The sequence below is a fragment of the Thalassolituus maritimus genome (assembly GCF_900156675.1).
GTDB lineage: Bacteria > Pseudomonadota > Gammaproteobacteria > Pseudomonadales > Oceanobacteraceae > Thalassolituus > Thalassolituus maritimus.
In genome coordinates this window covers 395,743-420,308 of the sequence record NZ_FTOH01000003.1, presented here as the reverse complement: position 1 = coordinate 420,308, position 24,566 = coordinate 395,743, and the positions used below count along the sequence as shown (strand labels likewise).

22 protein-coding genes are annotated in these 24,566 nt (G+C 52.3%); 2 read left to right on the top strand and 20 right to left on the bottom strand.

Translation table 11 applies throughout. From position 1 onward, the window contains the following. Window positions 1–122: 122 nt before the first annotated feature. From acpP to BW941_RS06780, 9 genes are all read right to left on the bottom strand, one after another. On the bottom strand, window positions 123–356 hold the full coding sequence (gene acpP / locus BW941_RS06820) for an acyl carrier protein (protein WP_068441653.1): 234 nt from the start codon (window positions 354–356) through the stop codon (window positions 123–125). Window positions 357–402: 46 nt separating this feature from the next. Continuing rightward, window positions 403–1,143: a 3-oxoacyl-ACP reductase FabG gene (fabG, locus tag BW941_RS06815; protein WP_076514849.1), complete on the bottom strand. Its 741-nt coding sequence runs from the start codon at window positions 1,141–1,143 to the stop codon at window positions 403–405. Next, window positions 1,143–2,084 carry an ACP S-malonyltransferase gene (gene fabD, locus BW941_RS06810; protein WP_076514848.1) on the bottom strand — a complete coding sequence of 314 codons (942 nt, stop codon included), beginning with the start codon at window positions 2,082–2,084 and terminating at the stop codon, window positions 1,143–1,145. Before fabD ends, fabG begins: the two co-directional genes overlap by 1 nt. Before the next feature lie 145 nt (window positions 2,085–2,229). Then, complete coding sequence (locus BW941_RS06805; RefSeq protein ID WP_076514847.1) at window positions 2,230–3,231, bottom strand: phosphate acyltransferase; 1,002 nt, start codon at window positions 3,229–3,231, stop codon at window positions 2,230–2,232. A gap of 4 nt (window positions 3,232–3,235) precedes the next feature. Next, window positions 3,236–3,421 carry a 50S ribosomal protein L32 gene (rpmF, locus tag BW941_RS06800; RefSeq protein WP_068438725.1) on the bottom strand — a complete coding sequence of 62 codons (186 nt, stop codon included), beginning with the start codon at window positions 3,419–3,421 and terminating at the stop codon, window positions 3,236–3,238. 21 nt (window positions 3,422–3,442) lie between these two features. Next, complete coding sequence (locus BW941_RS06795) at window positions 3,443–3,979, bottom strand: YceD family protein (protein WP_084188717.1); 537 nt, start codon at window positions 3,977–3,979, stop codon at window positions 3,443–3,445. Between the two features lie 49 nt (window positions 3,980–4,028). Next, complete coding sequence (locus BW941_RS06790; protein WP_068443453.1) at window positions 4,029–5,006, bottom strand: S49 family peptidase; 978 nt, start codon at window positions 5,004–5,006, stop codon at window positions 4,029–4,031. Next, a complete protein-coding gene (locus tag BW941_RS06785) occupies window positions 4,999–5,652 on the bottom strand; it encodes an HAD-IA family hydrolase (RefSeq protein WP_076514846.1) in 654 nt (217 codons plus the stop codon). The genes BW941_RS06790 and BW941_RS06785 overlap by 8 nt, the downstream gene beginning before the upstream one ends. Further along, window positions 5,649–6,623 (bottom strand): RluA family pseudouridine synthase, encoded by a 975-nt coding sequence (locus BW941_RS06780; protein ID WP_076514845.1) that lies wholly within the window; start codon window positions 6,621–6,623, stop codon window positions 5,649–5,651. Before BW941_RS06780 ends, BW941_RS06785 begins: the two co-directional genes overlap by 4 nt. Window positions 6,624–7,206: 583 nt before the next feature. Here BW941_RS06780 and rne point away from each other — a divergent pair. Further along, the gene (rne, locus tag BW941_RS06770; protein WP_076514843.1) at window positions 7,207–9,990 is read left to right on the top strand and encodes a ribonuclease E; all 2,784 of its coding nucleotides are present in this window, start codon (window positions 7,207–7,209) and stop codon (window positions 9,988–9,990) included. 103 nt (window positions 9,991–10,093) lie between these two features. On the opposite strand, the gene prpF is transcribed toward rne, so the two are convergent. The 9 genes from prpF to ppsA all read right to left on the bottom strand — a co-directional run bounded on the left by prpF (window position 10,094) and on the right by ppsA (window position 21,992). Then, entirely contained in the window at window positions 10,094–11,272 is a 1,179-nt protein-coding gene (gene prpF, locus BW941_RS06765; RefSeq protein WP_076514842.1) for a 2-methylaconitate cis-trans isomerase PrpF, read from the bottom strand. A gap of 260 nt (window positions 11,273–11,532) precedes the next feature. After that, window positions 11,533–14,130 (bottom strand): Fe/S-dependent 2-methylisocitrate dehydratase AcnD, encoded by a 2,598-nt coding sequence (gene acnD / locus BW941_RS06760; RefSeq protein ID WP_076514841.1) that lies wholly within the window; start codon window positions 14,128–14,130, stop codon window positions 11,533–11,535. 333 nt (window positions 14,131–14,463) lie between these two features. After that, window positions 14,464–15,591 (bottom strand): bifunctional 2-methylcitrate synthase/citrate synthase, encoded by a 1,128-nt coding sequence (gene prpC / locus BW941_RS06755; protein ID WP_076514840.1) that lies wholly within the window; start codon window positions 15,589–15,591, stop codon window positions 14,464–14,466. Between the two features lie 86 nt (window positions 15,592–15,677). After that, window positions 15,678–16,556, bottom strand: coding sequence for a methylisocitrate lyase (gene prpB / locus BW941_RS06750; RefSeq protein ID WP_076514839.1), 879 nt, complete (start codon window positions 16,554–16,556; stop codon window positions 15,678–15,680). A gap of 24 nt (window positions 16,557–16,580) precedes the next feature. Then, a complete protein-coding gene (locus tag BW941_RS06745) occupies window positions 16,581–17,246 on the bottom strand; it encodes a GntR family transcriptional regulator (protein ID WP_076514838.1) in 666 nt (221 codons plus the stop codon). Between the two features lie 198 nt (window positions 17,247–17,444). Continuing rightward, window positions 17,445–17,939 (bottom strand): ribonuclease E activity regulator RraA, encoded by a 495-nt coding sequence (gene rraA, locus BW941_RS06740; protein WP_076514837.1) that lies wholly within the window; start codon window positions 17,937–17,939, stop codon window positions 17,445–17,447. Further along, window positions 17,936–18,652, bottom strand: a complete 717-nt coding sequence (locus BW941_RS06735; RefSeq protein WP_076514836.1) for an NAD-dependent epimerase/dehydratase family protein — start codon at window positions 18,650–18,652, stop codon at window positions 17,936–17,938. The genes rraA and BW941_RS06735 overlap by 4 nt, the downstream gene beginning before the upstream one ends. Continuing rightward, window positions 18,642–19,595 (bottom strand): alpha/beta fold hydrolase, encoded by a 954-nt coding sequence (locus BW941_RS06730; protein WP_076514835.1) that lies wholly within the window; start codon window positions 19,593–19,595, stop codon window positions 18,642–18,644. Before BW941_RS06730 ends, BW941_RS06735 begins: the two co-directional genes overlap by 11 nt. Window positions 19,596–19,622: 27 nt before the next feature. After that, window positions 19,623–21,992 carry a phosphoenolpyruvate synthase gene (ppsA, locus tag BW941_RS06725; protein ID WP_076514834.1) on the bottom strand — a complete coding sequence of 790 codons (2,370 nt, stop codon included), beginning with the start codon at window positions 21,990–21,992 and terminating at the stop codon, window positions 19,623–19,625. A 129-nt stretch (window positions 21,993–22,121) separates the two neighbouring features. On the opposite strand from ppsA, the gene ppsR reads away from it, so the two are divergent. After that, window positions 22,122–22,940, top strand: a complete 819-nt coding sequence (gene ppsR, locus BW941_RS06720; protein ID WP_068439635.1) for a posphoenolpyruvate synthetase regulatory kinase/phosphorylase PpsR — start codon at window positions 22,122–22,124, stop codon at window positions 22,938–22,940. A gap of 3 nt (window positions 22,941–22,943) precedes the next feature. Here ppsR and BW941_RS06715 read toward each other — a convergent pair whose 3' ends face one another. Together BW941_RS06715 and BW941_RS06710 are read right to left on the bottom strand one after the other, a co-directional pair. Continuing rightward, entirely contained in the window at window positions 22,944–23,789 is an 846-nt protein-coding gene (locus BW941_RS06715) for an alpha/beta fold hydrolase (protein ID WP_076514833.1), read from the bottom strand. Further along, complete coding sequence (locus BW941_RS06710) at window positions 23,767–24,537, bottom strand: hypothetical protein (RefSeq protein ID WP_076514832.1); 771 nt, start codon at window positions 24,535–24,537, stop codon at window positions 23,767–23,769. Before BW941_RS06710 ends, BW941_RS06715 begins: the two co-directional genes overlap by 23 nt. Window positions 24,538–24,566 lie beyond the last annotated feature (29 nt).

The window sequence follows — 24,566 nt, the reverse complement described above, 5'->3', positions numbered from 1 at the left end:
CCCAGAATGAATATACCCTGCAGCATTTCAGTGTCGGGACAGAACACCGCTCATACGGAGGTTGCCGCAGGGCACAAAAAAGCCGCGACGGCTGCGCGGCTTTTTCCTATCGCTACTAACCCTTACAGGTTAGCAACGATGTAGTCGATAGCTTCCTGAACGGTAGTCAGCTTCTCAGCCTGCTCGTCTGGAATCTCAGTCTCGAATTCTTCTTCCAGAGCCATAACCAGCTCTACAGTGTCGAGAGAGTCTGCACCCAGGTCATCAACAAAAGAAGATGAAGCTTTTACTTCTTCTTCCTTAACACCCAGCTGTTCACAGACGATTTTCTTTACGCGTTCTTCAATGTTGCTCATTGCTATATTCCTGACTTGTTAAATTTTCCAGAAGGTCAGCGAGACCTTAGCCCATGTTCATACCGCCATTCACATGAATGGTCTGGCCGGTAATATATCTCGCGTCTTCGCTTGCCAAAAAGGCAACCGCGCCTGCGATATCATCGACATGACCGAAGCGCTTACCCGGAATGGAGGCTAGGATGGCCTCTTTTTGCGTTTCAGGCAAGACATCTGTCATGTCAGTTTGAATAAATCCAGGCGCAACACAATTCACGGTGATATTGCGACTGGCGATTTCCTGAGCAAGCGAGCGACTGAAGCCTTCCAGGCCGGCCTTCGCGGCGGCGTAATTTGCCTGACCACCATTGCCCGTCGTGCCAATAATTGAACTGATATTCACAATACTTCCGGCTTTTTGCTTAAGCATTGCCTTAGCCAAAGCCTTACACACACGAAAGACTCCGGTGAGATTGGTATTAACCACCGCATTCCAGTCATCCTCATTGAGGCGCAGGAAGAGATTATCGCGCGTTATGCCGGCATTATTCACTACAACGAAAGGCGTACCGTACTCAGAGAGTAAGGCTTTCAATGCCGCCTCAGTCTGTTCGCTATCGGAAATATTCAGAACCAGAGCCGAGTGCTCGTCACCATGTTCGCGCAGCTTTGTCTGAAGACTCTCAGCACCAGCTTCACTGGTTGCGGTCCCTACAACCCGGTAGCCATCTGCGATCAGGCGCTCAGCAATAGCAAATCCGATACCACGGGATGCACCAGTCACAAGAGCCAATTTTTTGTCTGACATTATTCTGCTCCCTGAATTTTGGCCATGCTTGCTTCCAGCCCTGCGAGATCGCCGGTACCCGCAACAGGCAGGCTTTTATCAATACGCTTATTGAGACCGGCAATAACCTTACCTGGCCCAAACTCAACAGAGAGCTCTGCATGGTGTCGAACCGCAGGTACGGCTCCGGTCCAGTTAACCGGGCTGTAGAGTTGTTGAAGAAGGCGTTGAGGAATCTCTTCCAGCGTTGCTGGCGCATTGCCAACATTGTGGTAGACGGGGAATTTAGGCGCTCGCCACTGAATTCCCTCAAGGTCGGCTGCAAAAGTATCCGCTGCAGCTTTCATCAGGCTTGAATGAAACGGACCGCTGACCGCAAGAGGAAGGGCTCTCTTGGCACCGGCTTCCTTCGCAAGCTCGATGGCTTTTTCAATGCCTGCCTGCTCGCCGGCGATAACAATCTGCCCCGGCGCATTGAAGTTTGCCGGCTCAACAATGCCAGCCTGGGACGCTGCTTCACAAACTTCGACGATCTGCTCGTCGTTCAGACCCAGCACGGCCGCCATGCCCCCCTGCCCGGCAGGAACAGCAGCTTCCATCAGTTCACCGCGACGGCGCACAAGGCGTACTGCATCAGCGAAATCAATTGCATCCGCAGCGACTAACGCCGAATACTCACCAAGTGAATGGCCCGCACCTGCAGTGACATTGAGTGCCGGGCTGTGTTTGCTGACAACCCGCCACACAGCCGTGCTTGCAGCAAGCAGTGCTGGCTGAGTATTGAATGTCTGGTTGAGTGTGGAGTCCGGTCCTTCAGTGACCATCTTCCAGAGATCGATGCCAAGAGCATCGGAGGCTTCAGTGAATGTCTCACTGATTTCAGAATACTGTTCCGAGATATCAGATAGCATGCCCACTTGTTGAGCACCCTGTCCCGGAAAAAACGCAATCACGTCGGTCATTGCAAAACCTTATCGTTATTTTCTTCGATCGTTCTGGTCACACCAGAATATAGCTGCGCATTGTGACAATAAACCGCATCAAATGCACAGGATTATTGCCTGAAACTCACCAGTTGGCCCGCCACACATCCTGGACAGACACCGCTTAGCCGGTAATTTTAAGAAACTCTGCTTCCATGGACTGATAATCCCGGGTCCGCAACTGACGAACCATATATTCAAGCGCATACCGGAATGAGCGCTCATCGGATTTACCGTGCGTTTTCGCCACATTCCCAGCGATCCCCAGAAGCATGGCCCCACCATGACGCGCTGGAGAGACCTGACGATCAATCCGACGCATTGTGGCTTTCCATAAGGGGTAGAACCACCGCAACGCCAGTGAGCTACGTAACTCTGAGCCCATCATATCCAGGAGCCACTCGATCAGACCTTCTGTTGTCTTAAGGGTGATATTTCCAGAGTAACCATCACAGATGACAGCATCGAGATCGCCATCAAACAGGCGATCACCCTCGCGAAACCCAGCATACAAAGAACCAAGCTGATCATCGAAAAGCGCACCAGCGGCCTTGATGGTATCCGTGCCCTTTCCGGGCTCCGTGCCAATATTCAACAGAGCAACCCTTGGTTGCTCATTGCCCCCGGCCCGATACCAGGCAGCCGCAAGAAAACCAAGCTGCAGTAACTGCTCAGACGTCATGCAGATATTCGCCCCAAGATCCATCATCAGGAGAGGACGCCCTTTCGTAGGCAGTTGAGTTGCAAGGGCTGGCCGGTCAACACCATGAAGTGCACCCAGGTGTTTTCGCGCCAAAACCAGCAAAGCACCAGTATTTCCGATCGACAGAACACCATCAGCTTCGCCTGAAGCATGAAGTGCCAGACAGACAGACATGCTGGAATCAGAGCGTTCTTTCAGGGCCTTACGCGGAGTGTCGTCCATACGGACGTGCTCACCACAAGAGACAAGGCGTGTACGTGGCTGGTATTTTCCGAGAATTTTACGCGCAGCAGCGTGAAGAGACTCTTCGAGAGGCAGGATAACTTCGACGTCGGGGTCGTTTTTCATCAGGGCCCGACACGCCCTGAACGCAACGCGGGGACCTAAGTCCCCGCCCATCGCATCAACCGCTATGGTAACCATAGAATCAGTTGCTGCCAGTCTCCACGACTTTCTTGCCACGGTAGAAACCGTCAGCACTTACGTGGTGGCGACGATGAGTTTCGCCAGTAGTAGCATCGGTAGACAGAGCGATGGTGTTGGTATCAACAGCATCGTGTGAACGACGCATACCGCGCTTAGAACGGGTTACTTTGTTTTTCTGAACCGCCATGGTAGGGCTCCTGGTTAATCGCTATTTCTGTTTAAGCTGCGCAAGGACGTCGAACGGGTTAGGTCGCTCTGTTTCCTCTGCGGCAATGTCTTCTTGTGGCTCTATTTTGAGTGCCTGACACTCATCCTGAGGGTGCATCGGGAAGTCCGGCAGGTTGAGCAGAAGCTCATCCTCGATAACATCCCAAAGATCAAGACGGCCTTCTTCATCCAGCTCGACGGGTTCCAGCCGCTTTGGCAGCGCCTTCGCCTGATCATCATTGAAGACCAGACCCAATCGAAACTCGGCAGAAATTTCGAACCGTACATCCCCCAGACAGCGCTGACACTCCATTACCACCCCCGCGCTGCACTTACCGGTCAATACCCGTAAGCGCTCTTCATCCCGACCAAATTCAACTTCGCACTCGACATAGTCATCGAGTGAGCGGGTAGAATCTACCAGCCGGGTTAGCTTGTTACTTTCGATTTTTCCTTTAAGCTGTTGATTTACTTCAACTAACTTAAAAGCATCGATGCGCTTGGGAAGCGGAGCCTCTGTCATAGTGCGCGACATCATAGGTATGTCGCCCTCTCATGTCAAAATTATTTAGCAAACCACGCGCACTCTAGCGCATGGTCATTACCTGAGTACTAAAGAAAGAAGCGACACCTTTGCCGAAGCTGGTACCGAACTGCTCCATAAACTCAACAAATGGGTCTTTCCTGACGGTATAGTTAACCAGTTCATCAGTACCCAAAAGATCGCGCGCAACCTGGCTCGATGATGCAAGACCATCTACAAGACCAAGCTCTACCGCCTGCTCTCCTGTCCACACCAGACCACTGAAAAGATCAGGATGATCAGACAGGCGATCACCACGTCCAAGCTTTACCTGAGATATAAATTGCTTGTGCGTAGTATCCAGCACACCTTCCCAGAATTCTTTCTCCTCCTGACGCTGCGGAGAAAAAGGATCGAGAAATGCCTTATGCTCACCAGAGGTATACAGGCGACGCTCAACGCCAAGCTTATCCATAGCTTCGACAAAACCAAAGCCTGACCCTACAACACCAATAGAACCAACAAGGCTTGCTTTGTCTGCATAGATCTCATCCGCGGCGGCAGCGATGTAATATGCCCCTGAAGCACCGATATCCATAACCACTGCATACACAGGGAAGTCCGGCCGCGTTGATTTCAACCTTACGATTTCATCGAACACATAGCCCGACTGAACAGGGCTACCGCCCGGACTATTGATTCTGAGTATCAAACCCAACGCCTCGTCATTATCAAAGGCGTCCCGCATGGCACCAATAATGCGATCAGCACTTGCATCCTCTTCTGCAGAGATAGCACCGCGCACTTCAACTACAGCAGCATGCGGACCGACAGCAAAGCCAGCACCACCATCTCCGCCTTTAGATGCTCCACCATATATAATCGCAGCAATCACAAAGAGGTAACTAAAAGTCAGGAGTTTAAAAAATATCCCCCAGCGTCGAGCAGTTCGCTGCTCCTGCTGTGACGCCATCAGCGCCTTTTCTATAAGCTTCCACTCTTTGCTGTTGTCTTCAGGGCGACGAAATTCGTTGTTATCCATTAATACCAATCCAGTCTGAAAGTTCGTTAATGCTATGACAGATAACTCGAGGCCCACAAGCTCTGAGTCTTTGTTCATCATGAGCGCCGCGGCTCATGCCAACAGAGTCCATTCCGATGGCAGCTGCCATTTCAAGATCATACGTTGTATCACCCACCATAAGCGCAGAGTCAGCTGAAACACCAAGCTCCTCAAGAATCTCACTCAGCATAAGAGGGTGTGGCTTTGAGCGAGTCTCATCTGCGCACCGGGTTGTGTCAAAGACCCCAGAGAGAGACAGATCTTTAAGTATGCGATCCAACCCCTTGCGACTTTTACCAGTGGCAACGGCAATCTTCCGGCCACTTGCAGACAGCTCATCAAGCAGCGACTCAGCACCATTAAATAGATTCATCGCTATCTGACTGTCGTAGACAAAGTAGCGGGCATAGGCCTCTCTCATCGGCTCCATTTGATCCGGAAGCACATCAGGCCAAACGGTCTTAATCGCCTCGGGCAAGCCCAACCCGATAATATTCTGAATATCGGCATCCGGGACATCCGGCAAGCCAAGCTCCTGCCCCGCACGACGCATGCTATCGACGATCCGACCTGTAGAGTCTGCAAGCGTGCCATCCCAGTCGAAGATAATTAACTGATATTTCATGAGAGCATCTCCAGATTGCACCCTACTTTTCTGAAAATCGCCTTAAGCTCACCATCCGGCTTAGCCTCGATACTCAGACGCTCACCAGAAATCGGGTGTCGGAAGCTCAACCGCCAGGCATGCAGGCACAGCCGGCGAATTCCTTCATCTTTATCCTGTTGCTTTTCGGTGCGATCGCTGTACTTTTCATCTCCCGCTATCGCTGCACCCTGAGCAAGACAATGAACACGGATCTGGTGGGTCCTACCGGTAACAGGCTCAGCCTCAACAAGAGAGTATCGCTTACCTTCAGACAGCAGCCGAGTGCGTGTATGGCAGGACTTGCCCTCCTCGCTCACCACCACAATCCGCTCACCAGACTGACGCTCCGTGCGCAGCAGAGGCAGACGGATATCAGACACCGCAGAATCCCAATACCCATGCACGAGCGCCAGATACTTTTTGCTGATTCCGCGTTTATCAACCAGCATTTGCTGAAGAGCTGTCAACGCTTTGCGCTTCTTGGCAATCAGAATGACCCCTGAGGTATCGCGATCCAGCCGGTGAACCAACTCAAGAAAATTGTGATCCGGGCGAACCTTGCGAAGTGCCTCGATCAACCCGAGCGACACGCCACTCCCGCCATGTACAGCCAGACCATGAGGTTTATTAACCGCTAGCAAGGCATCATCTTCATACAATACCGAATCTTTCAGTATCTTGTGCAGCGCGGGAGAGACATCCGGTACCTCATTCGCCTCGGGCAGCCTGACCGGAGGAACCCGGACGCGATCACCTTTTTTTAACCTTGAGTCGGCTTTGGCGCGCCCTTTGTTTATACGAACTTCACCCTTCCTGATGATCCGGTATACAAGCGTTTTTGGCGCCCCTTTAAGCAGACTTAACAGAAAATTATCCAGGCGCTGACCATCATTACCTTCATCAACATCGATAAAGTTAACCTTGGCCGGGTCTAACTGTGGTTTGGGCATGCGAAGAAGTCACCAGCGATTTATTTTGTTAAGGCAATTGCTGCCCCTGAACATTGTTGCTATATTCCGGCGTGATCGGGTGTAAACCGAACATAAGTAGCGCACTCCACGTCAGTAAAACTGCCGAATGGACAACGCTCCCCGGTCAGGCCGCGAGGCGGCCAAGTATAAAGGAAGATGAATACGGTAAACACTCTTCCCTAGAATTGATTCGGCGGAATGACTCCGCCCGGTGAGATAAACCGCGCAGCTACCTGCAGGCAATCTCGCATTATCAAATTATGGACAGTGTCGGTGTCTGCTGAGCGGAGCAACAACCAGCCCGCAAACACCATTGCCCCGGGAAACGCGATCTGTAAGACGGATTCCTCGGCAGAGCACCCATAAATATTTTGGTAATAACCGGCCCTGTAGGCCGTGATGAACACTGCGAAAGTGATAAATAGATTCCCCTGCCCCGCATTCGTGCGTGACAGGTTACAAGGCGGCACTACCGCCACTATCCTTCGCTGCTGAACAAACACAGCAGACAGGCCCTGCGTTGCCAGTCAGGTACGTTGCCCAACAGAGTAATACGTACCGCATGAAAAGAATGCTGATCAACGCAACTCAGACAGAAGAGTTGCGTGTTGCCCTTGTAGACGGCCAGAAGCTGTACGACCTGGATATTGAGTCCGGTGGTCGCGAGCAGAAGAAGTCTAATATCTACAAAGGCAAAATCACCCGTATCGAGCCAAGCCTTGAGGCAGCCTTCGTCGATTTCGGCGCTGAGCGTCATGGCTTCCTTCCGCTAAAGGAAATATCTCGCGAATACTTCTGTAAAGACCCAGGCCCAGGCCGCATCAACATCAAAGAAGTGTTGAAAGAAGGTCAGGAAGTTATCGTTCAGGTAGATAAAGAAGAGCGTGGCAACAAAGGCGCTGCGCTGACCACTCAGGTAAGCCTCGCTGGCCGCTACCTTGTCCTGATGCCTAACAACGCCCGCGCTGGCGGTATTTCACGCCGCATTGAAGGTGATGAACGTACTCAGCTGCGCGAAGCCATGAAAGGCGTCAACGTGCCTGACAAAATGGGCGTTATTGTGCGCACGGCCGGCATCGGTCGCTCAAGCGAAGAACTTCAGGCTGATCTGGATTACCTGGTCCACCTTTGGGACGCGATTTCCCGCGCCGCTGAGGAGCGTGAAGCACCTGCACTCCTGCTGCAGGAAAGCAATGTTATCATTCGCGCAATCCGCGATTACCTGCGCCACGACATCGGCGAAGTGCTCATTGATACCGACGCGGCCTACAACGAAGCCCTTGCCTTCGTTCAGCAGGTCATGCCTCAGTATCAGAACAAGTTCAAACGCTACGAAGATCCAGTACCACTCTTCAATCGCTACCAGATTGAAAGTCAGATCGAGAGTGCGTTCCAACGCGAAGTAAAACTGCCATCCGGTGGTTCTATTGTTATCGACCCGACCGAAGCTCTGGTCTCCATTGATATCAACTCCGCACGCGCCACCAAAGGGTCCGACATTGAGGAAACAGCCCTCAATACCAACCTTGAAGCCGCTGATGAGATTTCACGCCAACTGCGCCTGCGCGACATGGGTGGTTTGGTTGTTATCGACTTCATCGACATGATGGCTAACAAGAATCAGCGCGAAGTTGAAAACCGCCTGAAGAAAGCACTGGAAGTCGACCGTGCTCGTGTTCAGGTTGGCAGAATTTCCCGCTTCGGCCTGATGGAAATGTCACGTCAGCGTCTGCGTCCATCTCTCGACGAAACTGCAGCACACGTCTGCCCACGCTGTAGCGGCACAGGCGTCGTACGTGACACCAAATCATCAAGCTTGTCGATTCTTCGCCTCATTGAAGAAGAAGCAGCGAAAGACAATACAGCTCAGGTTCGGGCAATCGTTCCTGTTTCGGTTGCATCCTTCCTTCTGAATGAAAAGCGCGCACTGATCGCTGGCATTGAACAGCGTCATAACTGCCTGGTGATGGTACTTCCAAATCCAAATATGGAAACACCACACTATGAGGTGCAGCGCCTTCGCCCGGACGACACCATGGTTGGTGAAGTTTCCTACGAGCACCGTCTCGACATGGACGAACCAGAGCATCTGAGCGAGGCCCTCAACGCAGAACCTGTTCGCCAACAGGAAGCTGCGGTAAGCACTGTACCGCGCGCACCTGCTCCAGTTTCTACTACCCAGCCACAAGAAGCCGCACCTCAGTCAGCTGGTCTGTGGGGACGTATTGGCCAGGCCATCTCCGCCCTGCTTACTACAGAGAAAGAGCCTGAAGCAGCACCACGCCCGGAAGTCCGTGTTAACAAGAACACCAAATCCGAACCAAAAGCGAAAAACGCTAAGAACGGTCGCCGTGACAACCGCCGCAAAGCGGACGACGGAGACGACAAGCGTCGCAATGGTCGCCAGCAGGACAAAGCCCGTAATGGCAAAGCCTCTGACAAGCCAGCCAACGATCGTGGCGGCAAGAATGGCCGCAATAATCAGCGTGACAGCCAGCGCGATGGCCAGAATGGCGATACCCAGGCAAAAGGCGATAACCGTAAAGGTCGCAATAACCGCCGCAACGGTAACGACAAGTCTGAAAACACTCGCAATGAAAAGCCTGCACGCCAGAACAAGGGCAACCAGGACTCTTCAGATACCAGCGAGAATCCGAATGCTAAGCGCGCGCCTCGCCGCGATCGCAGTCGTCGTGAAGATATTCCTAAGCCACAGAAACCTGCGGCAAAAGAGAATTCTGAAGAACTGGTAGCGGATACTCAGCCAGCGAGCATCACCAACGAAGCCAAAGCTGAACAGCCAGCTACCGCAGAAGTTAAGACAACTGACGCAAAAGCAGAAGAAACAGGCAATCTGACTGATAATCGAGCAGACGGCAACGGTCGTCGTCGTGGTCGTCGCCGTTCGCGCAAACCTGCTGCTCAAGCTGGCGAGAACACAGCGACTCAGACTGATAGCAAGCCTGAAGCGGAAGCTAAACCTGTAGCAGAAGCCAAGCCTGCAGCAGAAGCCAAACCTGCGGCAGAAGCTAAACCTGCGGCAGAAGCTAAACCTGCAGCAGAAGCTAAACCTGCAGCAGAAGCTAAACCTGCAGCAGAAGCTAAACCTGCAGCAGAAGCTAAACCTGCAGCAGAAGCCAAGCCTGCAGCAGAAGCTAAACCTGCAGCAGAAGAGCAATCTGCAGAAGCTGAGAAGAAGCCGACTCGCCGTCGTCGTCGCGCGCCGTCAGGTCGCGCTCCGAACGACCCTCGTAATGCCGGCACTGCCAGCAAGGAAGGCGACGAAGCAACCTCTGAAAAGCCGAAAAAGCAGGAAGTTGCCGAAGAGAGCCAGAGCGGAGAGTAATCTTCGCCCCTCCTTACAGGCCGCTCCCCTCTGAGTTACTCAGAGGGGAGCAGACATAAAAAAGCCCGCTGATGCGGGCTTTTTTATGTCCAGATACTTCTGATTAGAAAGTATCACCAGGAACATGAACATTCCCTTCCATAATGATGCGCGCACTGCGACTCATTACAGCTTTCTTAGCGGTCCATTCACCACTTACTTCCTCAGCAGCAGCGCCAACACGCAGCGTTCCAGAAGGATGGCCAAAAGTAACCGCATCGCGATCACCACCGCCGGCTGCTTCGTTAACCAGAGTGCCCGGAATCGCAGCTGCTGTCGCAATAGCTACCGACGCGGTACCCATCATGGCATGGTGCAGCTTACCCATCGACAGAGCGCGGACACAAAGATCAATGTCGCCTTCACCGATCTGCTTACCGCTTGATGATTCATAGGCGGTAGCCGGAGCAACAAACGCGATCTTAGGGGTATGCTGACGGTCAGCCGCTTCGGCGACATCCTTGATCAGGCCCATTTTAACCGCACCGTAGGCGCGCATGGTTTCGAATCGAGCCAGAGCGTCTGCATCTGAATTCAGATCTTTCTGCAGCTCCGTACCTTTGTAGCCAATATCCCTTGCGTTTACGAAGATGGTCGGGATACCGGCGTTGATCATGGTCGCCTTAAAAGTACCGATACCCGGAACTTCAAGATCATCTACCAGATTGCCGGTCGGGAACATGGAGCCTTCACCGTCGGCTGGGTCCATAAATTCGATGACAACTTCAGCCGCCGGAAAGGTCACACCATCCAGTTCAAAATCGCCCGTTTCCTGCACTTCGCCGTTAGTGATCGGCACATGAGCAATAATGGTTTTGCTGATGTTCTTCTGCCAGATACGGACCGTGCAGATACCGTTTTCAGGAATACGATCTGCATCGACCAAACCCTTCGAGATTGCAAATGCGCCAACAGCCGCAGTCAGATTGCCGCAGTTACCAGACCAGTCAACAAATGGCTTATTGATCGATACCTGACCGAACAGATAATCCACATCATGATCTGGCTGCTCGCTTTTCGCCAGAATGACAGTCTTCGAAGTACTTGAAGTCGCGCCACCCATGCCGTCGATCTGCTGACCATAAGGATCAGGACTGCCAATGGTGCGCAGCAGAATCTTATCGCGCGCTTCACCTGGCACCTGAGCTGCCTCCGGCAGATCCGTCAGACTGAAGAAAACACCCTTCGACGTACCGCCACGCATGTACGTCGCTGGGATTTTAACTTGTGGTTTATGAGTCATAAGGTGCCCCATTAAATAATAAAAATAAGGTGGGCAATGCCCACCCTACCGATTCAGCTTTCTCGCTAACACCTCAACTACCTATCGACGGAAACAAGTCCGTTCGGGAGGCGTCAGTGAGACGGAAATCTATTCCCAACGCATTGAAGCGTCGGCGAAGACGCTGAGGCGAGGCGCAGATCAGCGAGGAAGCGGAGCGTACTGAAGTACGTGAGCATTCCGAGTTGATCTGCAACACTGCCTCAGCAATGCAGCCAGCTTCAGGCTCCCTTGAGGAAGTCTTTGGCGAATTTTTGTAGCACCCCACCGGCATTGTAGGTCACAACTTCTTCAGCAGTATCCAGACGACAGGTCACTGGCACTTCAACGGTTTCGCCATTCTGACGGTTGATGATCAGCGTCAGATCGCCACGCGGAGTACGTTCACCCACGACGTCGTATGTCTCGGTACCGTCCAGTTTCAGCGTCTTACGGGTAGTGCCTTCTTTGAACTGCACCGGCAGTACGCCCATACCGATCAGGTTAGTACGGTGAATACGCTCAAAGCCTTCAGCAACGATCACTTCAACACCCGCCAGACGAACGCCTTTGGCAGCCCAGTCACGTGACGAACCCTGACCGTAGTCTGCACCGGCAACGATAATCAGCGGTTGTTTGCGCTCCATATAGGTTTCAATCGCATCCCACATACGGACGACTTTACCTTCTGGTTCAATGCGCGCCAGAGACCCCTGCTTCACTTCGCCGTTCTCCTGAACCATTTCGTTCATGAGTTTCGGGTTAGCCAGAGTGGCACGCTGCGCCGTCAGGTGGTCACCACGGTGCGTGGCGTACGAGTTAAAGTCTTCTTCTGGCAGACCCATCTTGTGCAGATATTCACCCGCAGCACTGTTCATCAGAATCGCATTCGATGGCGACAGGTGATCCGTAGTGATGTTGTCCGGCAGAATCGCCAGCGGACGCATCCCCTTCATGGTGCGTTCTGCTGCCAGAGCACCTTCCCAGTACGGAGGACGACGGATATAGGTCGACATTGGACGCCAGTCGTACAGTGGGCTCGGTGCTTTTTCAGCTTCGCCGAGATCGAACATCGGGATATACACGTCACGGAACTGCTGCGGCTTAACGAACTCACCAACGATGGCGTCGATCTCTTCATCAGACGGCCAGATATCCTTGAGGCTGATCGGATTGCCATCAGCATCGTTACCCAGAATGTCCTTTTCGATATCGAAACGAACCGTACCCGCAATCGCATAAGCGACAACAAGTGGCGGCGAAGCCAGGAATGCCTGCTTAGCGTACGGGTGAATACGACCATCGAAGTTACGGTTACCAGACAGTACTGCCGTTGCGTACAGGTCACGGTCGATGATTTCCTGCTGGATCGCTGGATCGAGCGCACCGGACATACCGTTACAGGTAGTACATGCGAACGCCACAATACCGAAGCCCAGCTTCTCAAGCTCTGGAAGCAGCCCAGCTTCCTCAAGATAGGTACGCGCCACTTTTGAGCCTGGTGCGAACGACGACTTAACCCAAGGTTTACGGATCAGACCCAGTTCATTGGCTTTCTTCGCCAACAGACCAGCCGCAACCACGTTACGAGGGTTAGAGGTATTGGTACAGGAGGTGATCGCTGCAATGATGACGGCACCGTCAGGGATCAGACCTTCAGCTTCCTGAGCTTTGGCCTCTTCCAGGTTACCCGCAATGCCCTTAGCTGCCAGATCTGCCGTTGCAAGAAGCGCATGAGGGTTTGAAGGGCCTGCCATATTACGACCAACAGAAGAGAGGTCGAATTTCAGAACACGCTCGTACTGTGCACTTTCCAGTGCGTCTGCCCACAGACCAGTTTCTTTAGCATACTGTTCTACCAGAGCCACCTGATCGGAGTCACGACCTGTCAGGTTCAGATAATCGATGGTTTGCTCATCGATGTAGAACATAGCGGCGGTTGCACCGTATTCAGGTGTCATGTTGGAAATCGTCGCCCGGTCACCGATCGTCAGGCTTGACGCGCCTTCACCGAAGAACTCGAGATACGCACCAACAACACGCTCTTTACGCAGAAACTGAGTCAGAGCCAGAACGATGTCCGTTGCGGTAATGCCTGGCTGGCGCTTACCAGTCAGCTCAACACCAACAATGTCTGGGAGACGCATCATGGACGGGTGGCCCAGCATCACAGTTTCCGCTTCCAGACCGCCCACGCCCACAGAGATTACGCCGAGTGCGTCAACATGTGGCGTGTGAGAGTCGGTACCGACACAGGTGTCCGGGTAGGCAACGCCTTCGCGCGCCTGAACAACAGGAGACATTTTCTCCAGGTTGATCTGGTGCATGATGCCGTTACCCGCTGGAATCACGTCGACGTTGTCGAACGCGGTTTTGGTCCAGTTGATAAAGTGGAAGCGGTCTTCGTTACGACGTTCTTCGATGTCGCGGTTTTTCTGGAATGCATCCGGATCAAAACCACCACATTCAACAGCCAGAGAGTGGTCAACAATCAGCTGCGTCTGAACCACAGGGTTCACTTTAGAAGGGTCACCGCCCTGCTCAGCAATTGCATCACGCAGACCCGCCAGATCCACCAGAGCGGTCTGACCGAGGATGTCGTGACACACAACGCGCGCTGGGTACCAAGGGAAGTCGAGATCGCGCTTGCGGTCGATCAGCTGCTCCAAGCTGGCATTCAGGTCAGCAGGCGCACAACGGCGTACCAGCTGCTCTGCCAGAATACGCGAGGTGTATGGCAGTGTGTCGTATGAACCCGGCTTGATGGCTTCACATGCCGCGCGGGTGTCAAAGTAGTCCAGGCTGCTGCCCGGAAGATTCTTACGGAATTCAGTATTCATACTCAATTTCTCATCACGGTTTTGGCGCACTCGATTCGGTGCGCGGATGAAACCCAATTTTCAACTCGTCGTAAATCCATCCTTGGAGACTCCCGCATGCCATCCATGGCATGCAGGGTTGAAAACCGGGTTTCAACCACACCCCTTACACCGGGTGGGCCGCTGAAATCACCGCTCGATATGGCGGGGACTTCGTAGTACTCAAGTGAGAGCGGCTGTTGCGATCTGGCTGTGCACCACATGAATGTGGTGCCCAAGTCCCCAGGGATGGGTTCACGGCGCGCCAGAGAGGAATAGCCGCCTCTCACATTTAACTTTTAGCGAAGCAACGACTCAGCGGTCAGCAATCGCCGGAACCGCACGGTTCTCTTCACCAGTGTATTCAGCGCTTGGACGGATAATGCGGTTGTCAGCGCGCTGCTCCATCACGTGTGCAGCCCAGCCAGTCAGACGGGAGCATACGAAGATCGGAGTGAAAAGCTTGGTTGGAATGCCCATGTAGTTGTACGCAGAGGCGTGGAAGAAGTCAGCGTTACAGAACAGCTTCTTCTCGCGCCACATTACCGCTTCACAACGCACAGAAATGTCGTACAGGTTGGTATCGCCATTCTCGTTCGCCAGCTTCTCAGACCACTCTTTGATCACAGCATTGCGTGGATCGGATTCGCTGTAGATCGCGTGACCGAAGCCCATGATCTTATCTTTGCGAGCCAGCATCCCCATGATGGTTTCTTCAGCGTGCTCAGGGTTGTTCATGCCTTCAATCAGTTCCATCGCAGCTTCGTTCGCGCCACCGTGCAGTGGGCCACGCAGCGAGCCGATTGCCCCCGTAATACAGGAGTGCATGTCACTCAACGTTGAAGCACAAACGCGCGCAGTAAAGGTAGACGCGTTGAATTCGTGCTCTGCATACAGAATCAGAGAAGCCTGCATAACCTGAACGTGCAGCTCAGAAGGCTTCTCGCCATGCAGCGTCCACAGGAATTGCTCAGCAATAGAGTCGGCATCAGTATTCTCATCAATGCGCTTGTCATTGTGTGAGAAGTTGTACCAGTAGTTAATCATGCCCGGAAAAATAGCCAGCATGCGATCGGTGGCATCCTGCTGCTCGTCGAAGCTTTCTTCGGTTTCCAGGTTGCCCAGCATTGAGCAACCGGTACGCATAACGTCCATTGGGTGCGCAGACGCAGGAATACGCTCAAGTACTTCTTTCAGCGCCTGTGGCAGACCACGCATGCCCTTCAGCTTAGTTTTGTAGGCATCCAGCTCAGCCCGAGTAGGCAGCTCACCTTTCAGGATCAGGTACGCAACTTCTTCAAACTCACAGTTTGCAGCGAGGTCTTTGACGTCGTAACCACGGTAAGTCAGACCGGAACCTGATTTACCCACAGTCGAAAGCGCAGTTTTACCGGCAACCTGGCCGCGCAGGCCTGCCCCAGAGAGTTCTTTTCCAGCAGCCATGTGCTTCTCCTATAACTTTAGATACTTTATGTAACTATCTGAAATTATTGATATTTAAAAGGCGAGAGAACTCTCTCACCAGTCTTTTATTTATTCTTACCTTCTTCGAACAGAGCATCTAGCTTCTGTTCAAAATCGTGGTAGTTCAGGTAATCGTACAGCTCCATACGGGTCTGCATAATGTCGACAACCTTACGCTGATGACCTTCTTCAAGCAGGCTCTTATAAACCGTCTCAGCTGCTTTATTCATCGCACGGAAAGCGCTCAGCGGGTACAGAACCATCGCGGCGCCCCACTCACCCAACTGTTCGCGGCTCCACAGTTCGGTCTGACCGAATTCGGTGATGTTCGCCAGAATTGGCACATCCAGAGCTTCAGCAAAAGCACGATAGTGCTCTTCGGTCTTCACAGCCTCAGCGAAGATGCCGTCGGCGCCAGCTTCAACACATGCCTTCGCACGTTCAATCGCCGCTTCCAGACCTTCCTGAGCGAACGCATCGGTACGCGCCATAATGAAGAAATCCGGATCAGTTCGAGCATCGACAGCCGCTTTAATACGGTCGACCATTTCTTCTTTAGACACGATTTCTTTGTTCGGGCGGTGACCACAACGCTTCTGAGCGACCTGATCTTCGATATGCACTGCAGCAGCACCGGCCTTTTCCATCTCTTTAATGGTGCGAGCAATGTTGAATGCGCCGCCCCAGCCCGTATCAATATCAACCAGCAGAGGCAATGAGCTTGCAGAGGTGATACGGCGAACATCTTCAACAACGTCATTCAGCGACGTCATACCAAGGTCTGGCAGGCCGTAAGAGGCGTTCGCCACGCCGCCACCAGAGAGGTAGATCGCCTGATGGCCAATTTTTTCAGCCATCATTGCGGCGTACGCATTGATGGTACCAACAATTTGCAGCGGCTTGTTGTCTTCAAGCGCCTTACGGAATTTCTGGCCTGGGGTCATATCAGGTCTCCTGTGCCGTATAAGTTAATGCCGGGCCTCGTGAGCCAGACGAGTTTCAAGGTTAGTCAAAGACACCTGGATATGGCGTCTCATCAGTAGTTCGGCGAGTTGTGGGTCACGACTTTTTATCGCCTCCACAATACGCTGGTGTTCTTTCAATGCCTGCAAGGGGCGCTCTGAGCTGGTACTGGTGCGATAACGATACATACGGATTATGTGGTAGAGGTCACCACAGAGCATTTGATGCAAACGGCTGTTTTTGCTGCCTTCGATAATGCGGTAATGAAAATCCAGATTGCCCGACTTCTGGTAGTAGCTGAGCCCCTGATCCGCTTCAATGGAACGCGCATGCTCTTCAAGGAGTTTTTCGAGTGCGGAGATCTCATCATCAGACATACGCTCTGCAGCCAGGCGGCACGCCATACTCTCGAGTTCAAGGCGGACTTCATAGATATCACGCAGCTCCTCGAGCGACAAAGACACCACGCGAGCCCCAGCATGCGGGACACGAACCACGAGATTGCGTGCTTCGAGCTTCTGAATGGCTTCTCTTATTGGCGCGCGGCTACCGCCATATCGGGTGACCAATGCCTGCTCCGACAGCCTTTCGCCGGGAGCAAGCTCTCCGCGCACAATAGCCGTGGCTAATTCAGAGAACACTTTTTCAGCAAGCGTTTGGGCTTCAGACATAGATTGTCGACAATCCTCAATGAGTCGACCGACATTCTACGCCTAAAAATGCGAGTTTCAATAGATCTACGACCAAGATTGTATACAACCCAGACATACCCTATCGAGAGCAAGGCACAAAAAAGCCCGGACGTTCCGGGCTCCTTTTCATGCAGGTCATCAACCCAACAACCAAGCGGTTGATTTAACAGCGTTAACTCAGGCTTCTGGCATTTCCAGCTTCTGCGGAGAAACGATAATGCCGTTGTTATCGGCATAAACGAACTGGCCGGGCACAAAATCAACACCACCGAACTTGACCTTAACGTTTACGTCGCCCAGCCCGCGCTTATCAGTTTTCAGCGGGTTAGTCGCCAGCGCCTGAACGCCCAGTTCAGTTTCCATGATGACATCAACATCGCGGATACAGCCGTAGATAATAATACCTTCCCAACCGTTTTTAGCTGCCTTTTCAGCCAGCATATCGCCCAGCAGCGCGTGGCGCATGGAGCCGCCACCATCAACAACCATGACTTTGCCCTTGCCGTCGGTGTCGACCAGCTCTTTAACTTTCGAGTTATCTTCGTGGCATTTAACAGTTACGATTTCGCCACCAAAAGATTCGCGAGCACCGTAGTTATTGAACATCGGCTCTACAACAGTGATGAGATCCGGGTATTCATCACAAAGATCCGGGGTTACATATTGAGTCATAGCGTCTCTCCTGAGTTAAACATGTCTATTTCACGTACTTTAAATCGGTGTATTCCGGTCAGATTCTGACCAGCGGCTACTACCATCGCTGAGGCAACAGCGGCGCCATCCCGAGCCTGAATGTTTTTAGGTAAAGGCGAACGCAGGATACAACCCGCAATTTTTTCTGCAAACCGGTCCTCACTGCGTTCGCCCAGCAATACAGAGGGTTGCCAGAATTGCACACAACGGGAACCTAACTCGCTGACCTCCGCCTCCATTTCACCTTTAATCCTGTTGTAAAAGAATATCGAACGGGCATCCGCTCCAGTCGCACTGACAACCGAACAGAGACTGGCACCGTTTGCGATCGCGACAGATGCGGTCTCAACAACCAGATCCCGATCGACCGCCGCAAGGCCTGCCTTGCCAGCCACTTTTTGCGTCGTACCAAGTGCACAGAAGAAATGATCAACATGATCGGGCATAGACTCAGAAAACGACTGCCAGATCAGCTGACCGCTATCGATGTATTTCCTAACAGAATCCGGCGCAGAACTACGGGCAATGGCGACGACTCTACGATAGCGGTTCGACTGCAATATGCGATCTAGCAAGTGCGAGCCAATCAGCCCGGTGACACCAACGATGACAGCAATACGACCAGCAGACTCCTTATCTTGCCCTTCTGTCAGCCCCTCTGGCTGTCCTTCAATATGCTGGTCAGCTTGCATAAGCCCCCAGCCAGTTACTGACCCTCGGCCAGACTTCGCGTTCGGCATCCTCACCAATAAGCATATCAATGTGAGCAAAGTCTTTGCTAAAGCCACTTTCAACCCCCAGGAGAAGCTCCTCTTTAGGGCCGCCGTACATACGATAAAAACGCTGACAGTACTTCGCCGGGTCCGTGGTATCACCCGCTGCAGAAACACCCAGCAGAGGAACTGTCGCCTCTTTCCACTTGGGCAGGAGGGCCTCGCCAGTCGATGGTAACTTCCAACGCCCCAGCAGACTATGCCGTGCAAGGTACTCATTAATGACACCTGCAGGTTCGTTTTCAGGCCCAATTTTCATCTGGCGACCGTCCAGCTCTTTCCTGAAAGAAACAAGCGCACGAGCAATTGGACCCGCGAGCGGAACCTGCAACGCCATATTCGGGCGCACCACTTGCGTACCAAACATGGCAAATGCTGGCAACGAAGTCAGAAAGCCACCGGATATAGCTGTTGCAATGATTGTTCCGCCTAGTGAATGCCCGAGCCATGCGGGATAACGACCACTCTGCTCGTGAATAAACTCATGAACCGCAGGAACATCAAAGCGCGCGTACCGCTCAACAGTATTTTTTTGATAGTCATCATTACGGGGGGACTGACCATGTCCACGGTGCTCATACAACCAGACGTCGAAGCCCTTATCGACCAGAAAACGGGCCATTCCGCGCCCTTTCGCCGATAACCAAAAGCCTTTATTGGTGAAACTACCGTGAACGAGAACAACCGGAAACCCTCTGTCCTCACCTTGCTCTTTACCAGCCAGGCCAATCCGCGAAAGTGCTATCTGCACACTCGGATCCGGATCACGATTGTGTTTCACCAGATAGATATCCTCAGAGAGATCGCCAAGGATATCAGCCCGCGCTAACGTCACGGGGAACAGCGAACTGCTGCTCTTCATATAGCGTTCGTCCTTTACTTGGGTTGGTCAGTCTTGCTTGTTTGCAAGAAAGAACCAGGTATCCAATACGGAATCTGGGTTCAGAGAAATACTGTCGATACCTTTATCCATTAACCAGCGTGCGAAGTCCGGATGATCCGACGGCCCCTGACCGCAGATGCCGATGTACTTGCCTGCTTTCTTACACGCATCAATGGCGTTCTCAAGCAGAGCCAGAATTGCCGCATTACGCTCATCAAAGAGGTGAGCAATAATGCCGGAATCCCGATCCAGACCCAGCGTCAGTTGCGTGAGGTCATTCGAGCCAACAGAGAAACCGTCAAAATGCTCAAGGAACTGCTCTGCAAGAATCGCGTTTGCAGGAAGCTCACACATCATGATCAGGCGCAGGTCATTCTCACCACGCTTAAGGCCGTTTTCCGCAAGCAGCTCGACCACCTGCTCTGCTTCACCGACGGTGCGAACAAATGGCACCATAATTTCAACATTGGTGAAGCCCATTTCATTGCGGACTTTTTTCATCGCCCGACATTCGAGTTCGAAACAGTCACGGAAATTTTTGGAGATATAGCGCGACGCGCCACGGAAACCCAGCATAGGGTTTTCTTCTTCCGGCTCAAACAAGCGCCCACCAATCAGGTTGGCGTATTCGTTTGATTTAAAGTCAGAAAGACGAACGATAACGCGCTTCGGCCAGAATGCAGCAGCCAGAGTTGATATACCTTCAACCAACTTATCCACGTAGAAATCAACAGGTTCGCTGTACCCAGAGATACGACGCTCGACGGTAGGTTTCACATCCTCAGGCAGCTGATCAAAATTCAGAAGTGCTTTCGGGTGAACACCGATCATGCGGTTAATAATAAATTCCAGGCGTGCAAGGCCAACACCGGCGTTCGGTAATGACTGAAAATCAAAAGCACGATCCGGATTGCCGACATTCATCATAATCTTAAGATCAAGATCCGGCATCGAATCCACGCTGTTGGTGCGAACATCAAAATCAAGCGCACCTTCGTAAACAAAGCCGGTATCACCTTCTGCACAAGAAACGGTGACTTCCTGGCCGTCGAAGAGTCTGTCTGTTGCATCATCGCAACCAACAACAGCGGGAATGCCTAGCTCACGGGCAATGATTGCTGCGTGACAGGTACGACCACCTCGATTGGTAACAATTGCGGCTGAGCGCTTCATCACCGGTTCCCAGTCAGGGTCCGTCATATCAGCTACGAGTACTTCGCCTTCCTGCACCTTGTCCATATCTTCGATATGTTCAATAACGCGTACTTTACCCTTACCAATCCGGTGGCCAATACTCCGGCCTTCAGCAAGAATATTGCCAGTTTCTTTCAGCAGGTAGCGCTCCATCACGTTTTTACTGGCGCGACTTTTTACGGTTTCCGGGCGGGCCTGGACAATATAAAGCTTGCCATCATCACCATCTTTCGCCCACTCAATATCCATTGGGCGGCCGTAGTGTTTCTCAATGATCATTGCCTGACGAGCAAGCGACTGCACTTCGTCATCAGTAATAGAAAATATTCTGCGTAGGTCACGATCAACGCGTTGGGTCTCAACCGATTTACCGACCGAAGCCTCTTTGTTGTAAATCATCTTGATGGCTTTAGCACCAAGATTGCGACGCAGAATCGATGGTCGACCTTCGGTCAGGTTGCGCTTGTGAACGTAAAACTCGTCAGGGTTTACCGCACCCTGCACAACGGTTTCGCCAAGGCCATATGAGGAGGTTATAAATACGACATCGTCGAATCCAGATTCTGTATCCAAAGTAAACATGACACCGCTTGATGCAGTCTCACTGCGAACCATGCGTTGAATGCCTGCAGACAGAGCAACCTTGTGATGATCAAAGCCCTGATGCTCACGGTAAGCGATCGCACGGTCGTTAAACAGAGAAGCAAAGACATCACGGATCGCAAAAAGCACGTTATCGATGCCAACAATATTGAGGTGTGTCTCCTGCTGGCCAGCGAAAGAAGCATCAGGCAGGTCTTCTGCAGTGGCTGATGAGCGCACAGCAACGGCCATATTGTCATTACCGTCCTCCAGCCATGAGAACTCTTCACGAACACGCTCTTCCAGCTTTGGCGGCAGAGGCGCTTCATGAATCCACTCGCGGATCTGCTTGCCTGTCGAAGTCAGCGCCTGAATATCATCAACATCCAGTCCCTGAAGCGCATCATTAATTCGTCCGTCCAGGCCCTCATAGGCGAGAAACTCCCGATAGGCATCTGCCGTTGTTGCGAAACCGTCTGGCACTGAAACGCCAGCGGCCGAGAGGTTTCCGATCATTTCGCCAAGTGATGCATTCTTACCGCCAACGCGCTCAACGTCATTGATGGTTACCTGATTAAACCTGAGAACATAATCGGTCAAGGAAACTCTCCTTCGTGCTGATGATTCAATTTTACGCTTGGGTGATTCGCATGAATCACCTATAGTTGCCTGCGTCTGCGGAACTCCGTCAGGCACGTAATACTAAGTGGACGCAGGAAAAATTACCATATGAAGCGCTTTGCCTATTTTATATCTGACGGTACAGGAATCACGGCCGAAACATTAGGCAATGCCTTGCTAGCCCAATTCGACAAGCTTCAGTTTACGCGTGTAACACTGCCATACATTGATTCGACTGAGAAGGCTAACAACGCAGTGGCCAAAATCAATCAGGCCGCAAAGGACTCCGGCGCACCCGCCATTCTCTTCGATACGATTGTCGACAAGAACATCCGTTCCATCATCGACACCGCGGATGCATTTAAGGTCGACATTTTTGAGGCGTTTCTGCATCCACTGGAGCAGGAGTTAGCGACTGAAAGCTCGTACTCGGTCGGCAAGTCACACTCCCCTGCGGACAGTACGCGCTACCTGAACCGCATAGACGCAGTCAATTTTGCCCTCGACAATGATGATGGCGCACGCACCCGCCACTACGAGGATGCTGACGTCATACTCGTTGGCGTTTCCCGGTCTGGCAAAACTCCGACCTGCCTCTATCTTGCTATGCAATTCGGCATTAAGGCGGCGAACTACCCGCTGACAGAAGAAGATATGCTTGATCTGCGCTTGCCTGACAGCCTGCAGAAACACAAACATAAGATATTCGGGTTAACGATTGACCCGGAGCGTCTCTCAGCGATCCGCACAGAACGAAAAGCTAACAGTAGATACGCATCACTTAAGCAGTGCTACCACGAAGTAGACGAAGTGGAGTTTCTGTACGAGCGGGAGAACATTCCTTACATCAGCACAACCGACAAATCGATCGAGGAAATATCAACTCGAATCCTCGATTCAACTGGGCTGAAGCGTTCTCTCGACTGATATTCAAGCACGTAGTGCATTGATCGCCGAAGCCACTTGCTTCGGCCTGGAATAAACAACGCCATGATCTGCACGCGGAACTTCGTGCAACACCCACGTCGGAGATTCAGCCATCAGTCTTTTATGACGTACACGCATTGATTCAGGAGACAGGCCTCCGATGAGGCTCATACCTGGGACTGGTGAAGTCCAGTTAGCATAATGACCCGAATACTGACTCAACGCCTGGCTAACCGCCCTGACACCATAGCCAAGCCCAGCCAGGTTTTCCGACAAGCGTCGCACAACCAGGTCGTCACCCGTTTTATCGCGAAAAGGGGACACAGTATCCAGAAAACCGAGCACAGCATCAGCCTTACCTGACATCAGCAATTCAGCCTGGTCGCCATACTCTTCAGCCCGATGCATCAAAAGCTCTGGATTACTCGCCAACAAGGCCGCAGGCTCAATCAAACCAAGTCGCTGCACCTCAAATTGCACACCTCTCAGCTCCGCAAGGTGCATTGCTAAAAGACCACCAAAGGAATACCCGACAAGGTCAAACTGATTCCACCCCTGACACCGAAGGAATTCTGCGACAGCAGCCAGGTATTCATCAAAGCCCGCAGACTCTGCATCAACCCAAAGAGAATCCCCCATTCCCGGCAGGTCGGGAATTAGTACTTCATCCCATTCTGTCAGATAGTTCACCACAAGCCGCCAGGTCAGGTCCCTAGCGAGGCCGGCTCCATGAAGCAAAACAAGACGCCGCGGGACACCAACTCCACTAATCCGACTTTCTTCAAAGGTGACGAGCGTAGATGTGATGACAGAGCTGTCGAGGGTTTTACTGAAACGGTACGTAGCCATCAGCCCAACGAATCTCCAGCGACATATCTTCCGCGGGCTTCATATCGAGATAAAGAATGAAACCCTCAACTTCCTTATCTTCAACCAGCACCCTTGCCTCCTGATAACCAACACTGTGCCAGCTCTCCGGAACAGCATTGAGCGGCAAACGTCGCGAGTAGTACAGAGGCTTGAGGTCTGAGTTTAGCGAGATCAAGCTGGCCTCGGCAGGAGCGCCGCGAAGCCTCAGCATGAGGAATCGACGCCCAGAGCTCGCTTTAGGAGGCTTTCCTATGTGAAAGTACCAGGCTGTGTGATTTCCCTGCGAGGTAGGGAACGAGCGATATCTGACAGGGTCAAACAGCTGCACCGACTTAAATTGCTTAGGGGCTTCAACAAACTGGTCGGCAAACGCTTCGCAGCACGCTCCCTGTGTCATTTGCTGTTCGACCCTAAATGGTGGAGCAAGCATAGGATCCCAGCCAATAATGACCTCGTCATCGCTCACAATGGTCTCAGCAGCGGCTTCTTGTTCAGCTTCAGCGTCGTATGTTTCCGTGCGGACACGCCCATCTGGCTCTACGATCACGTAAAAGGCAGGATTATCCTCATCGTACTGGCGAAGCTTTTCCTGAACTTCCTCCTCCGTCTGGTAGTCATTTTCGTCGCCTGGAGGCTGCGTTGGAGGCTCCTCCTCCCCAGGTTTAAGGGGAACGTTATGAATACGCCCCTGAGCATCAACCCAGGTGTAATAACTGCCGTCAGCCATAGCGACTGACGACAGAATCAGGAGGAATA